This is a genomic window from Pandoraea faecigallinarum (assembly GCF_001029105.3).
GTDB classification, from domain to species: domain Bacteria; phylum Pseudomonadota; class Gammaproteobacteria; order Burkholderiales; family Burkholderiaceae; genus Pandoraea; species Pandoraea faecigallinarum.
This window is the reverse complement of record NZ_CP011807.3, coordinates 1078906-1092421: the sequence shown is the minus strand read 5'-3', so window position 1 is coordinate 1092421 and position 13516 is coordinate 1078906. Positions and strand designations below refer to the sequence as shown.

At 66.2% G+C, this 13516-nt stretch carries 12 protein-coding genes; 1 reads left to right on the top strand and 11 read right to left on the bottom strand.

The features are described from left to right. Positions 1 to 24 precede the first annotated feature (24 nt). The 5 genes from pcaD to pcaH form a co-directional block, all read right to left on the bottom strand. Positions 25 to 813, bottom strand: a complete 789-nt coding sequence (gene pcaD, locus AB870_RS04935; protein WP_047907161.1) for a 3-oxoadipate enol-lactonase — start codon at positions 811 to 813, stop codon at positions 25 to 27. 13 nt (positions 814 to 826) lie between these two features. Further along, positions 827 to 1264, bottom strand: coding sequence for a 4-carboxymuconolactone decarboxylase (gene pcaC / locus AB870_RS04930; RefSeq protein WP_047907160.1), 438 nt, complete (start codon positions 1262 to 1264; stop codon positions 827 to 829). Beyond that, positions 1261 to 2637, bottom strand: coding sequence for a 3-carboxy-cis,cis-muconate cycloisomerase (locus AB870_RS04925; RefSeq protein ID WP_047907159.1), 1377 nt, complete (start codon positions 2635 to 2637; stop codon positions 1261 to 1263). The genes pcaC and AB870_RS04925 overlap by 4 nt, the downstream gene beginning before the upstream one ends. Before the next feature lie 110 nt (positions 2638 to 2747). Next, on the bottom strand, positions 2748 to 3347 hold the full coding sequence (gene pcaG, locus AB870_RS04920) for a protocatechuate 3,4-dioxygenase subunit alpha (protein ID WP_047907158.1): 600 nt from the start codon (positions 3345 to 3347) through the stop codon (positions 2748 to 2750). A 3-nt stretch (positions 3348 to 3350) separates the two neighbouring features. Beyond that, positions 3351 to 4061: a protocatechuate 3,4-dioxygenase subunit beta gene (gene pcaH, locus AB870_RS04915; RefSeq protein WP_047907157.1), complete on the bottom strand. Its 711-nt coding sequence runs from the start codon at positions 4059 to 4061 to the stop codon at positions 3351 to 3353. A gap of 131 nt (positions 4062 to 4192) precedes the next feature. Here pcaH and pcaQ point away from each other — a divergent pair, with 131 nt between their 5' ends. Then, a complete protein-coding gene (gene pcaQ, locus AB870_RS04910; RefSeq protein ID WP_047907156.1) occupies positions 4193 to 5140 on the top strand; it encodes a pca operon transcription factor PcaQ in 948 nt (315 codons plus the stop codon). Between the two features lie 24 nt (positions 5141 to 5164). Here the strand turns inward: pcaQ and AB870_RS04905 are convergent, their stop codons facing one another. The 6 genes from AB870_RS04905 to AB870_RS04880 form a co-directional block, all read right to left on the bottom strand. Beyond that, a complete protein-coding gene (locus AB870_RS04905; RefSeq protein WP_047907155.1) occupies positions 5165 to 6103 on the bottom strand; it encodes an amidohydrolase family protein in 939 nt (312 codons plus the stop codon). Then, positions 6100 to 7860: an acyl-CoA dehydrogenase family protein gene (locus tag AB870_RS04900; RefSeq protein WP_047907154.1), complete on the bottom strand. Its 1761-nt coding sequence runs from the start codon at positions 7858 to 7860 to the stop codon at positions 6100 to 6102. The genes AB870_RS04905 and AB870_RS04900 overlap by 4 nt, the downstream gene beginning before the upstream one ends. 1 nt (position 7861) lies before the next feature. Then, the gene (locus tag AB870_RS04895; RefSeq protein ID WP_047908811.1) at positions 7862 to 9700 is read right to left on the bottom strand and encodes a feruloyl-CoA synthase; all 1839 of its coding nucleotides are present in this window, start codon (positions 9698 to 9700) and stop codon (positions 7862 to 7864) included. Between the two features lie 103 nt (positions 9701 to 9803). Continuing rightward, positions 9804 to 11255, bottom strand: coding sequence for an aldehyde dehydrogenase (locus AB870_RS04890; protein ID WP_047907153.1), 1452 nt, complete (start codon positions 11253 to 11255; stop codon positions 9804 to 9806). Between the two features lie 47 nt (positions 11256 to 11302). Continuing rightward, positions 11303 to 12133, bottom strand: coding sequence for a p-hydroxycinnamoyl CoA hydratase/lyase (locus tag AB870_RS04885; protein ID WP_047907152.1), 831 nt, complete (start codon positions 12131 to 12133; stop codon positions 11303 to 11305). Positions 12134 to 12283: 150 nt separating this feature from the next. Further along, on the bottom strand, positions 12284 to 13426 hold the full coding sequence (locus AB870_RS04880; protein ID WP_047907151.1) for a porin: 1143 nt from the start codon (positions 13424 to 13426) through the stop codon (positions 12284 to 12286). Positions 13427 to 13516: the final 90 nt, after the last annotated feature.

Sequence of the window (13516 nt, the reverse complement as noted above, 5' to 3'; positions counted from 1 at the left end):
CTACCGGGCCCCGGGCCGGACGGACTACGCCTTCAGGAAGTCCAACAGCGCCTGCGTCACCGCTGGCGCGCACTCGATGTTCGACAGATGCGCACCGGGCACGACGACCTGCGTCGCACCGGGAATCCGCTCGACCATCGCGCTCGACATGGCAGGCGGCGTCGCCAGATCGCCCGCACCGGTGATGATCAGCGTCGGCGCGGTGATCGCGGCGATCTCGTCCAACTGATTCATGTCGCGCACGGCAGCGCACGCCGCCGCATAGCCTTGCGGTGCAAGCGAACGGAACATCGCTTTCATACGCTCGACGGTGGCGGCCTCGCGCTCGGCATACTCCGGCGTGAACCAGCGCGACACGACAGCGTCCGTCACTGCGCCCATGCCCTCGGCCAGCACGGCCTGAATCCTCGCGTTCCACACCGCTTCGGCCCCGATATGCGCCGAAGAACAAACGATGGCGAGACGGTTCAGACGCCGGGGCGCATGAATGCCCAGCCACATGCCCGTCATGCCGCCCATCGACACGCCGGCGAGACTCGCCCGCTGGATGTCGAGCGTATCGAGCAGCGCCACGACATCGCGCCCCAATTGGTCGATGACGTACGGCCCGGGCGTGACGGACGAGCCGCCATGGCCGCGCGTATCGTAACGAATCACGCGAAACTCGCGCGCGAGCGCGGCCAACTGCGGTGCCCACATCTCGAGCGTCGTCCCCAGCGAATTGGAAAGGACGAGTGCAGGCGCATCGTCGTCGCCGTCGATGGCCACACGCAACTGGGCGTCGCCCACGTCGATCAGTCGTTCCACGGTCATGAGTCCGGCCTCCTTAACCTTGCGTGTCGTGTGGCCGGACGTCGCGAGCGCGCGTCGTCGACCCCGGTTCGGCGGCTTCCATCTCCGCGAAGACCTTTTCCGCGTCGTGAATGGCCTGATTGGCCGCCGGCAGCCCGGCGTACAGCGCCGCGTGCATGAACAGCTCCTTCATCTCTTCGCGCGTCACGCCGTTGTTGAACGCGGCGCGCACGTGCATGCGGAATTCGTCGCCGCGATTGAGGGCGATGAGCAGTGAGAGCGTGATCATGCTTCGCATGTGACGCGTGAGACCGGGGCGCGTCCAGATATCGCCCCAGGCGAAGCGCGTGATGAAGTTCTGGAAATCGTCGTTGAATTCGTTGCGGCGCGTGAGCGTGCGATCCACGTGCGCGTCGCCGAGCACGCTGCGGCGCACCTGCATGCCGTTGTCGTAGCGTTCCTGATCGTTCATTGGGATGTTCTGCCGGTTTGTGAGGGAGGCGCCGCAGCGTCGGCAAGCGCGAGCACGCGGCTCACGAACGTGTCGGCGGCGCCAAGGTAGTGTTGGGGGTCCGTGAGGCGTTCGAGCGCCTGCGCGGACAGAATGCGGGTGATCTCGCTGTCCTCGCGCAACACGTCAAGCAGGTGACGTTGCTGCGCGATGGCGTCGCGGCAACGTGCCTCGACACGCCGGTGCGCTTCGAGCCTGCCCATCGACTCGCCGAGCGCCATCGTCACGGCCTCGGCCATGATGAGGCCGTGCGTGAGGTCGAGATTCGCGCGCATGCGCGCCACGTCGACGGCCCAGTCCTGCACGAGCGTACGCGCCGTGGCCAGTGCGCCGCCGCACAGCATCAGCAGTTCGGGCAGCGTCTCCCACTCGGCATGCCACGTGCCCAGTCCGCGCTCGTGGTCCTGTTGCATGGCCCCGAGCAGCGTGGCAACGAGTTGCGGCGTGCGTGCCGCAGCCGCCAGCATGGCGGCGCAGCCGACCGGATTGCGCTTGTGCGGCATGGTCGACGAACCGCCACGTCCCGCGCCGGACGCCTCGGCAATCTCGCCGACTTCCGTTTGCGTGAGCAAGGCCGTGTCGCGAGCGAACTTGCCGAGGGTCCCCGTGAGCGACGCCGCCCAACTGCCGACCCGTACGATGCGATCGCGCTGCGCGTGCCAGGGCGTGTCGGCGTCCGACAGACCGAGACGGCGTGCCAGCGCCGCGGCGACCTCGGGGCCTTGTGCGCCGAGCGACGCGAGCGTGCCCGCCGCGCCGCCGAACTGCACGTACAGCGCCTGTTCACGAACGCCTGCAAGGTCGGCCCGCGCGCGCAGCAACGCGTCGAGTGTGCCCGCGAGCTTCAGGCCGAACGTGATCGGCAACGCATGCTGGAGCCACGTGCGCCCGATCATCACGCTCGCACGATGTTGTCTCGCTTGCGCCGCGAGCTGGTGGATGAGGCCATCGAGATCGGCGCCGAGATCGTCGAGCGCGCCGCGCACCTGCAACATGAGGCCGGTGTCGATGGCGTCCTGGCTCGTCGCGCCCCAATGGACGAAACGGGCGGCGTCGGCATCGAGCGTCTTCACACGCGCGGTGAGTTGCTTGACCAGAGGGATGGCGAGGTTGCCCGCGCAGGCCGCGTCGTCGCGCAGGGCAGTCCAGTCGAGTTCGCCGGCGCGCGCGGCGGCGGTAATCGGGGCGACGGCGGCAGCCGGAATCAAACCGGCCTCGGCTTCGGCGGCCGCCAGCGCCACTTCGAAGTCGAGCATGCCCTGAAGCGTGGCGTCGCGAGAAAAACGCGCCGTCACGGCAGCGCCGCGCAGCAAGGAGTCAAGCAGTTCCGTCATCGGAGAATCGACGTTTGGTGCGTTGCAAAATGCGGATACGGCGGCAGGCCACCGGCATTTTCATGCCGGCAGCCCGCAGCCGCGCCAGTTTCAGCCTTACATGTCCGGCATCAGAGATCGAGGAATACCGTCTCCTCGTCGCCCTGCATGCGGATGTCGAACCGGTACGACACGCGAGCGCCGCTCACCTCGCGGCGCGCGATCAGCGTGTGGCGACGCTCGGCCGGCACTTGTTGCAGCACAGGATCCGCCGCATTGGCCGCTGCCTCGTCGTCGAAATAGATACGCGTAAACAGGTGATTGAGCAAGCCCCGCATCGTCAGAATGACATCGATGCGGGGTGCATCGCCCGGCGCAGCCGCGCCCGGCTTGACCGTCTCGATAATAAAGCGGTTCTCGGCGTCGGTGCCCGTGCCACATCGGGCCGCGCCCGCAAAGCCGGTGCGCTCGATGTCCTCGGCCGTTTCGACATAGCGGCCATGCGCGTCGGCCTGCACGATTTCGATGAGCGCGTCGTTGACCGGGTGGCCGGCACCGTCGAGCACCTGGCCGATCAGCCGGATATGCTCGCCTTCGGCGCGATCGGAGGCGGCCACCGGCGTGAATGCGCTCTTGAAGTCGTACAGGTACTGCTCCGGCGACAGGCCGTAGGCGAAGTACGGTCCGACGGTCTGCGACGGCGTTTGCTTGAGATCGGGAGTGTGGGACATGAATCAGGACTCCATCGGCGTTTGGTCGGCACCGCGCAAGACGATGTCGAATTCGTAACCCAGTGCGTATTCCGGCTCGGTGATATCCATCGAGAAGCGCGCGATCAGACGCTCGCGCGCCTGTGCCGGCGTGGCCTGGAAGATCGGATCGTAGGCGAGCAGCGGGTCGCCCGGGAAATACATCTGCGTGACCAGACGGGTCGCGAAGTAATGACCGAACACCGAGAAGTGCAAATGCTGTGGACGCCACGCGTTGTGGTGGTTCTTCCACGGATACGCGCCCGGCTTGATCGTCAGGAATTTGTAGCGCCCTTCGGCATCGGTGAGCGCGCGGCCCGCACCGAGGAAGTTGGGATCGAGCGGCGCGTCGTGCTGATCGACCTTGTGAACGTAGCGTCCGCACGCGTTGGCTTGCCAGAGTTCCACGAGCGTGTTCGGCACCGGACGGCCGCCTTCGTCGAGCACGCGCCCCGTCACGATCATGCGCTCGCCCAGCGGTTCGCCGTTGCGCACCGCATTGCGCGTCAGATCGCCGTCGAGAGCGCCGATGATGCCGTTTCCGTAGACGGGCGAGCGCAGATCCGCGAGGTTCTGCTTGACGGGCACGAGCCATTGTTTGGGGCCGCGCAGCGCCGTGGACTTGTACCCGCTGTCGATGAGTTTGGGATGGGAATCCCAGTCGCGGGGGCGCAGGACGGTCGTCGTCTTCGACATGGTCTCACTCCATTTTGTGTTGACTGATCTGGCAGGCGCGATGGCCGGTCGCCAGCTTGTTTTCGACACTATATCCATAATCAATGGATATATTTATTGACATTTTCTTAGGCTTTTCATAACTTCCCGGCATGGAAAGACACCTACTCGACGGACGGATCAAACTGCGCCATCTGCAATGTCTGCTGGCGGTCGCCCAGCACGGCAGCTTGCAGCGCGCAGCCCAAGCGCTGTCCATTACCCAGCCGGCGGTAAGCAAGACGATTGCCGAGCTTGAGGGCCTGCTGGGCGTGCACCTGTTCGACCGGGGCCGCAATGGCGCCCGGCCCACGGCGCAGGCCGAACTGTTCCTGCGCCACGCTGGCGCAAGCGTGAGCGCACTGCGTCAGGGCATCGACGTGCTGTCCCGCGCGGTCGGCCAGACCGGCGGCGTGATTGAGATCGCGGTACTTCCCACGCTGGCCGCGGCAATGATGCCCGGCGTTCTCGAAGCCTTTCGACGCGAATGGCCCGGCATCGTCGTGCAGGTGCACACCGGCGCGAATCAGCAACTGCTCACACAACTGAAATCGGGGCAGGTCGCACTGGCGCTGGGCCGGATGTCCGACCCCGAAGGCATGGCCGGCCTCACCTTCGAGCATCTGTGTGCAACGCCGCTGTGCGTGGTCGTGCGCCCCGGGCATCCGCTCGTGCAGCAGCGCAGCGTGTCGATGGCCGACATCGTGAACTATCACGTGGCGTTGCCGCCGCACGGCACGATCCTGCGTCACACGGCGGACAGCTTTCTGCGCGCGCACGGCGTCGGCACGCTCAACGACTATTCCGAACTGCTGTCGATGTCGCTCGCACGCGCCATGACGCTGCGCGACGATATCGTATGGATCGCCTCGGAGATCACCGTGCAGGACGATCTCGCCGACGGCGCGCTGTGCGCCCTGCCCTTCGCGACGAAAGGCACCGAGGAGTCCATCGGCATTCTGTGGCGCAACGACACGGTGCCCACACCGCCGGAGCAGACCCTCATCAGCGCCATGCGCGAAGCTGCACGGGTGCGCTACGGCGGGCCCGGCGTCCATTGAGGATGAGGAGAACGGCACGGGACGTCAGGCGGCGACAATGGGGGACGCAGGGGCAATGGGTGCACTGGCGGCAACGTCCGCTGCCGCCGGCGCGAGGCCGAGCATCCGCACGGCGTTGTCCCTGAGCAGCAGCGGCTTCACCTCGTCGCGAAACCCGGCCGTCTCGAAGTCCTTGAGCCAACGATCCGGCGCAATGAGCGGAAAGTCGGAGCCGAACAGCATCTTCTCGCGCAGCAGCGAGTTCGCGTACTGAATCAACTCCGGCGCAAAGTACTTCGGCGACCAGCCCGACAGATCGATATACACGTTCGGCTTGTGCAGCGCGATGGACAGCGCCTGCGACTGCCATGGCCAGGACGGATGCGCGATCACGATGTTCATGCCGGGAAAGTCGGTCGCCACGTCGTCGAGATGGATCGGCTCCGAGTACTTCAACCGCAGCCCGCCCCCGCCCGGCATGCCCGAACCGATGCCCGAATGTCCGCTGTGAAATACCGCCGTGAGCCCGAACTCGGCAATGAGTTCGTACATGGGATATGCCATGCGATCGTTGGCGAAGAAGCCCTGCATCGTCGGGTGAAACTTGAAGCCGCGCACGCCGAACGCTTCGACCAGCCGCCGCGCCTCGCGTACCCCCATGCGCCCCTTGTGCGGATCGATGCTCGCGAACGCGATCATGATATCCGCATTCTCCTGCGCAAAGCCCGCAATCTCTTCGTTGGGAATCCGCCGGCGGCCGATGTTCGCCTCGCAGTCCACCGTGAACATGACGAATCCGATGTTGCGTTCGCGGTAATGGGCGATGGTCTCGGGGATCGTCGGACGGCGGTTCTGTTTGAGCACCGTGCCGAAGTACTTGTCCGCGGCATCGTCGAAGGCCTTGCCGAACAGATCGGGCGGCTGACAGCACGACACCTCGGCGTGCACATGCGTATCGATCGCGACGAGTTTGTCGAGATTCATTGGGCCGTCTCCGGATCGTTGATTTGTGCGGCGACGATCGTGATGGCGCGACGCGTTTGGGGCAGTTCGTACCTCAGCCAGTGACGCGCAGCGCGGAGCTTGCCGCTGCCCGCGCCGTCGCCCTGCATCGCTTGCACGCCATGCACCGAGTGCACCGCGTGCGCCGCATGGGCCCAGAGCCCCGCCATCGACAGGCCGTGCACAGCCTGCATCACGTCCCCCGCGACACACAACGCCGCGCGCGGCGAGGTGCGCGCGAGCGCGACGAGCGACGGCGTGAGCGCCATCCAGTCGTCCAGGCATGTGAGAGCGTCGGCGAATCCGTGCAGCGCGTCGAGCGCCTTCGCCTCGTTCACCCGCGCCCTCACCCACGTCAGCCATTGCCCCAGCGCGGCGCCTTCGTCCCTGACGATCTTGCGCATGAGCAGGTCAATGGCCTGAATCTCGTTCGTGCCCTCGTAGATCATCGGAATGCGGGCGTCGCGCACAAACTGCGAAATACCGGTTTCCTCGACGTAGCCGTAGCCGCCGAAGACTTGCAGCGCATCGCTCGCGCCCTGAAACGCCTGCGCCGTCAGCATCGCTTTGACGATGGGCGTTAGCAGGGCGGCCAGCGCTTCGGCGCGATCCCGGGCGTCCGGGGTATCGGCGTGATGCCCTTCGTCGATGGCTAGCGCGGCGCGATACAGCAGCAAGCGCGCCCCCTCCACCGCGACACGCTGCCCTTCGAGCAAACGCCAAACCGCCGGGTGCCCCGCAATAGGCGTGCCCGCCTGCGTGCCGGGCACGCGTGACTGGACACGCGTGTGCGCGTGCTGCGTTGCCAGCTCGCACGCGCTTTGCGCCAGCCCCACGGCCGACGCTCCCACATGGAGCCGGGCCGAATTCATCATCGCGAACATTGCTTCCAGGCCGCGATGCGGCGCCCCGACGAGATACCCCGTCGCCCCTTCGAAAGCCATGGAGCAGGTCGCACTGCCGCGAATCCCCATCTTGTGTTCGATACCGGTGCAATAGACCGCGTTGCGCTCGCCGTTCGCGAGCACCTTGGGCACGAGAAAGAGCGACAGGCCGCCGCTGCCCGCGCTTGCATCGGGCGTGCGCGCCAGAACGAGATGGAGGATGTTCGGTGTCAGATCCTGATCGCCGCCCGAGATGAAGATTTTCTCGCCGGTCACGCGCGCGGTTGCGTCGCTCGCATCGACCCATTCGGCGCGCGTGCGAATCTGGCCGAGATCGCTGCCCGCGCCCGGCTCGGTCAGGCACATCGTGGCGAGCCATTCGCCGCTCACCAGCGGACCGAGCCACGCGTCTCGCAGCGCTTCGCTGCCGAAGCGGTGGATGCACTCGTATGCCCCGTGCAGAATGCCGGGATACATCGTCCATGCGAGATTCGCGCCGGCTGTCAGTTCCTGAACGGCGATCTGCACGGCGAGCGGCAGTCCCTGCCCGCCCAGCGACGGCTCGCAAGGCAGCGACGGCCAGCCGGCATCGCGATACCGGCCGTAGGCGTCGGCGAAGCCCGCTGGCGTTCGCACTTGGCCGTCGTGAAACGTGCACCCCTCGCGGTCGCCGGCGGCGTTCAGCGGCGCGAGCACCTCGCGCGAGAAACGCGCCGCTTCGTCGACCACCTGGACGAACGTCGCCGTGTCGAAGTCGCGATATGGCGCAAGACGTGTCAGAGCGTCGCCCACGCCGAGCGTGTCGAACACGAACGCAATATCCTCGGCCGCTGCGCGCAATTCCGGATGCCCCATGTCAGCGCCTCGCCGGTGCGAGGATCACGCGTGCGTCGCCTTCGCTTGCGCCATGCAGCATGTCGACGAGGGCCGCCCGATGGTCCTGCACCGCACGCTGGTTGATCGATCCCTTGTCGGTGACTTCGCCCCGGTCGAGCGACGGCGGCGTGTCGAGCAGCAACAGCCGCGCCACGCTCGTGGCGCTGCCGCTGGCATTGGCGTTGAGTTTCGCCAGCAGCGACGCGAACACCTCGCGCACCGGCGGCGAGGCCAGCACGTCGGTCAGTGGGGCCTCTTTCGGCAAGCCGCTCAACCGGCGGCAATCGTCCACGCGCGGAAAGATCATCAGTCCGATGTCGTCGCGATTGATCCCGGTAACGACGGCGTCCTGCACGTATGGCGCCCCTTCCGAGATCACGCGCGCGCGCAGCGGCCCCACGCTGACGAACGTCCCGGAACTCAGTTTGAAGTCTTCCGTGATGCGTCCGTCGAATTGCAGACCCGCCTCGGGATGGTGCGGATCGACGAACGTCGCGGCGTCGCCCGTGCGGTAATAACCCTCTTCGTCGAACACCGGGTCGGTCGATTCATGTCGCCAGTACCCCGCCATGACGTTCGGGCCGCGAAAGCGCACTTCGAGCTTGCCGCCGACCGGCGCGAGCTTCACCTCGCAGCCCGGGGCGGGCAGGCCGATGTAGCCCGCCCGCATGACCGGCCCCGTGGTGAACATGCAGCTCGGCGAGGTCTCCGTCATGCCCAGCCCGGACATGATGCGAATCCGCTCGCCGCAATGCGTTTCCGTCACGCGCTCCAGCCGGTCCCACGCCGCCTGCGACAGCCCCGCGCCACCGAAGAAGTAGAGGTTCACTTTCGCGAAGAAGCGCTCGCGCAACGCGGCGTCGCTCTCCAGTGCGATGGCGAGATCTTCCCAGCCTTTGGGCACGTTGAAGTACACGGTGGGCGAAATCTCACGCAGGTTGCGCAGCGTCTCTTCGAACTTGCCCGCCACGGGCTTGCCGTCGTCGATGTACAGCGTGCCGCCGTTATAGAGCGCGATGCCCACGTTGTGACTGCCGCCATACGTGTGATTCCATGGCAACCAGTCGACGAGTACGGGCGGCGCCTCACCGAACGTCGGAAAGGTCTGCAGCAGCATCTGCTGGTTGCTGCACAGCATGCGCTGTGTGGTCGGCACCGCTTTGGGCAAACGCGTCGAACCGGACGTGAACAGGATCTTGGCGATGGTGTCGCCACTCACCTGCGCATGCGTGGCGTCGATGTTGCGGGGAACCGTGTCGAGCAACGCGTCGAAGGCCAGCGTGCCGTTCTCGCCGCCAGCCGTCACACGAATTACGCCGGCATCGAGCACAGCGTCCATCGCACGGCCGTACGCGGCGGCGTCGCTGGCGTAGACGAGACCCGGGCGCAGCAGCCCGAGCGTATGGCGCAGCTTGCCGTAATCCGTCGACACGATGGAATACGCGGGCGAAATCGGGGCGAACGGCACACCGGCATACATCGCGGCCAGCCCGAGCTGGAAGTGTTCGAGGTCGTTGCCGGAGAGAATCGCCAGCGGCCGCTCCGGCGACAGACCGCGATCGCGCAGCGCCTGAGCAATGGCGCGCACGCGCAGCAGCATCTGTGCGTAGGTAATGCCGATCCATGCGCCGTGCGTGCCGCGACGCGCCACGAGCAGGCGCTCGGGATGCCTGGCGGCCCCCGAGACGAGCCGGTCCGTCAGGCGCTCGGGGAAGTCGCCGAGCGTCTCGCGCGAGCGCAGATACCAGAACTCGCCCTCGCGCAGCACTTCGACGCCAGGATTGCCGATGGCGACGTGGCGATAGCGATGCCCGGCCATGTTGTTGCCTTGGTTCACAAAACTGTCTCCTGCTTCGGCCCGCCGCGACGCTCTCTCGGTAGCGTTCGCGTGCGGGCCCCACCTCGTCCGCCAATGGACGGGATCAGATCGGGTAGTGGCGCGGCGTGGTCTGCACGGTAATCCAGCGCAGTTCGGTGAACTCGCCGATCGACGCCTTGCTGCCGAAGCGTCCGTAGCCGCTGGCCTTCACGCCGCCGAACGGCATCTGCGCCTCGTCATGCACCGTCGGCCCGTTGATGTGGCAGATGCCCGACTCGATACGCCGGGCCAATTGCAATGCGCGCGGCACGTCGCGGCTGAAGATCGCGGCGGACAGACCGAATTCGCTGTCGTTCGCAACACGTATGGCTTCGTCGTCGCCGCTCACGCGCTGGATCGTCACGACAGGGCCGAACGATTCCTCGCGATACAGCCGCATCGCGGGTGTCACGCCATCGACGATCGTCGCCTGCATGATCGCGCCTTCGACACGATTGCCGAGCGGCAAGCGCGCACCATGCTCGCGAGCGTCCTCGACCAGCGCCGCCACGCGCGACGCCGCTTGCGCGCTGACCATCGCGCCCAGCACGCTCTCGGGTGAGGTGGGCGATCCGGCGCGGAGCTTCGCTGCCTTGGCCGTAAGCCTCTCCACGAACGCCTCGGCGATGCGCGCGTCGACGATGACCCGCTCCGTCGACATGCAAATCTGCCCCTGATTGAAGAACGCGCCGAAAGCCACGCCATCGACCGCGGCATCGAGGTCGGCGTCGTCGAGCACCAGCACCGGCGCCTTGCCACCCAATTCCAGCAGCGCGGGCTTGAGATGCTCGGCGGCCAAACGCGCGACGATGCGCCCGACATGGGTCGAGCCGGTGAAGTTCACGCGCCGCACGGCCGGATGCGCGATGAGTCGCGCAACGATCTCGCCGGCATCCTCCGGCGCATTCGTCACGACGTTCACGACGCCGTCGCCCAGCCCGGCTTCGTGCAGACATGCACCAATGAGCGCGTGCACGCCGGGACATTGCTCCGACGCCTTGAGCACCACCGTATTGCCGCAGGCAAGCGGCATGGCGAGCGCGCGCGTGGCGAGGATCACCGGCGCATTCCACGGCGCGATGCCGAGCACCACACCGACGGGCGAACGTACGGCCATCGCGAGACTGCCGGGCACGTCGCTCGGGATCACGCTGCCGTCGATCTGCGTGGTCATGGCCGCCGCTTCGCGCAGCATGTTCGCCGCGAGCATGACGTTAAAGCCATACCAGTTCGCCATCGCCCCGGTCTCGGCCGCCCCGATGGCGATGAACTCCGCCGCACGCGCATCCATGCGCTCTGCCGCCGCAAGCAAACGCTGACGGCGGGCGGTCGGCGAGAGCGCCGCCCATGCGGGAAACGCGGCCTGCGCGGCTTCCACGGCTGCGTCGGCATCGGCCGGCGTTGCCGCCGGTGCACGCGTTGCAATTTCGCCCGTCACGGGATCGGTGCGCTCGAACGTTGCGCCTCCCCGTGCGTCGCGCCACTGGCCGCCGATCAGCATCTGCACTTCATGCATTGCGCTATTCCTCACTCATTCATTCGGTCACGGAACGCCGCTGCGCCTCAGCGCTTGTAGGCTTGCAGGCCCGGCTTGATCGACTTTTCGTCGAGGAACTGCTTGAGACCCTGTTCGCGGCCATGCTCAGGGTCGCGCAGTTGTGCCTGATCGAGCTTGGCATACAGGTAATCTTCGCATTGCTCCCACGTGAGTTCGCGCGAGCGCTTGAAGCCATGCTTGGCGGCACGCAACACCACCGGATTCTTTTCCAGCAGCTTGGCGGCAAGCGCCAGCGTAGCCTCGCGCAGTTGGGCAAGCGGCACGCTTTGATTGACCAGGCCCATGTCCGCCGCTTCCCGGCCGGTGAAGGTGTCGCCCGTCATGATGTAGTGCAGTGCGCGACGGTGACCGACCGTATCCGCCATCGCCTTGCTCACGAGATTGCCCGGCGGAATGCCCCAGTTGATTTCCGACAGGCCGAAGACCGCGTCGTCGGCGGCAATCGCCAGATCGCAGGCCACCAGCGGCGAGAAGCCACCGCCGAAGCACCAGCCGTTGACCATGGCGATGGTCGGCTTGCCGTACATGCGCAGGCGGCGCCATTGCCAGTCGGAGGCGTCGCGGCGGATGCGTTCCTGCACGATTTCCGGACCGCCGTCGATCTCGCGGAAGTACTCCTTCAGGTCCATGCCGGCAGTCCATGCGGCGCCCGCACCGGTGAGCACGACAACCTTGGCGTCGGCATCGAGTTCGAGCGCGTCGAGCACCTGATTCATTTCGGTGTTCAGCGTCGGGCTCATCGCGTTGCGCTTTTCCGGGCGATTGAAGGTGACCCACCCAATACCGCCCTCCACCTTCACGTCGATCGTCTTCCAGCGTCCTTCGTATGCATTCATTTTGCGTAATTCCCAAATGTCCGGGGCAACCTGCCCGCGCGCCGGGAGTGACGCGCGGCGTTGCCGACAGACACCATTTAATATCAGGCAACCTTACATTGCAAGCGCGGCGTTTTCAGGGGAAACCCTGAATACGCCCCGCGCTGGCCGTCAGAACGTGTGGCGCATGCCGAGCATGACGCCGGCCTGGCCTTCGCCGGTGGGCGGCGTAGTGCCGCCGCCACCGCCGCTGACCGAATACGCCGCATGCGCGCTGTTGAAGAGGTAAGCGGCTTGCGCGTAGACGGCCGTGCGCACGGAGAGCGAGTACGTGGCGCGCAGCGTGGTCATGGTGCCGCGCGTGTTGTGGTCGCTGTTGATGATGCGATAGACCTCACCGTCGACGAGCCATGCAGGCGTGACGTTGTACGCCGCGCCGAGATAGAACAGGTTCGAATGCGTGTTGACGGCAGACGTCGACACATGGCGGCCAAGCCAGCCACCCCCGACCTTGAATGCACCGTACTTGTAATACGCCCCGAGGGTCGTACGGGTGTCCTTGTCGCCGCTGCTGGCGAATGCCGCGGGGGCCAGTCCGTCGAAGAAGTTGGCCGCCGCGTTGGTGCCGCCGCGCTGCTCTTCGTACGACGCTGCCACGCCGAAGTTGCTGGCGTCGTACTTGAGCATGACCGACCAGTCGCGGCATTGCACCGATTGGCCCGGCACTTGCCCGGCGCAGGTGCCTTGTCCCGGCGAATTGCCCGTGCCGGCCGAGTCGCGTCCGAACGAGTAGCCCGCACCGAAGGTCAGGCCCTGCCAGCCCACCTGATACGTCACCGAGTTGTCCGTGCGGGCGTTGGGAATGTAGGCATCGAACGAGCCCATGCCGTAGATATCGGGGCCGAGGACATCGGATCCCAGCAGGGCGTAATACGTCATGGTGTACTGGCGGCCGAACGACAGCGTGCCGTAAGGTCCCTTCACGCCGACGAACGCCTGGCGGCCGAACAGACGCCCGCCCTGCCCGAGGTCGCCGCCACGGATGTTGAAGCCGCTCTCCAGCTGGAAGATGGCGGCCAGACCGCCCCCGAGATCTTCCGTACCACGCAACCCCCAGCGCGAGGGCAGTTCACCGGTCACGCCGGGCATGCGAACGACCGCGCCATTCGCGCTCGCGTGCGAAACGTACTCGATACCGGTATCGACGATGCCGTACAGCGTGACGTTCGATTGCGCGCTGGCGACGCCGCATGCCGCGAGTCCTGCCGCGGCCACGAGCGCCATCTGCATGGGGCGAGAAATACGAAATGCCATGAGTGTCTCCTGATTATTGATGTCGTTATGTGTGGGTTGCGTCTATGGGTTACATCTGCGGAACGGGAAAAAACGCGACGGCGGCAATCT

Bases quoted from the DNA above. Each gene is read 5' to 3' on its own strand.
- pcaD (WP_047907161.1), bottom strand. From the start codon at position 813: ATGACCGTGGAACGACTGATCGACGTGGGCGACGCCCAGTTGCGTGTG.
- pcaC (WP_047907160.1), bottom strand. From the start codon at position 1,264: ATGAACGATCAGGAACGCTACGACAACGGCATGCAGGTGCGCCGCAGC.
- AB870_RS04925 (WP_047907159.1), bottom strand. From the start codon at position 2,637: ATGACGGAACTGCTTGACTCCTTGCTGCGCGGCGCTGCCGTGACGGCG.
- pcaG (WP_047907158.1), bottom strand. From the start codon at position 3,347: ATGTCCCACACTCCCGATCTCAAGCAAACGCCGTCGCAGACCGTCGGA.
- pcaH (WP_047907157.1), bottom strand. From the start codon at position 4,061: ATGTCGAAGACGACGACCGTCCTGCGCCCCCGCGACTGGGATTCCCAT.
- pcaQ (WP_047907156.1), top strand. From the start codon at position 4,193: ATGGAAAGACACCTACTCGACGGACGGATCAAACTGCGCCATCTGCAA.
- AB870_RS04905 (WP_047907155.1), bottom strand. From the start codon at position 6,103: ATGAATCTCGACAAACTCGTCGCGATCGATACGCATGTGCACGCCGAG.
- AB870_RS04900 (WP_047907154.1), bottom strand. From the start codon at position 7,860: ATGGGGCATCCGGAATTGCGCGCAGCGGCCGAGGATATTGCGTTCGTG.
- AB870_RS04895 (WP_047908811.1), bottom strand. From the start codon at position 9,700: ATGGCCGGGCATCGCTATCGCCACGTCGCCATCGGCAATCCTGGCGTC.
- AB870_RS04890 (WP_047907153.1), bottom strand. From the start codon at position 11,255: ATGCATGAAGTGCAGATGCTGATCGGCGGCCAGTGGCGCGACGCACGG.
- AB870_RS04885 (WP_047907152.1), bottom strand. From the start codon at position 12,133: ATGAATGCATACGAAGGACGCTGGAAGACGATCGACGTGAAGGTGGAG.
- AB870_RS04880 (WP_047907151.1), bottom strand. From the start codon at position 13,426: ATGGCATTTCGTATTTCTCGCCCCATGCAGATGGCGCTCGTGGCCGCG.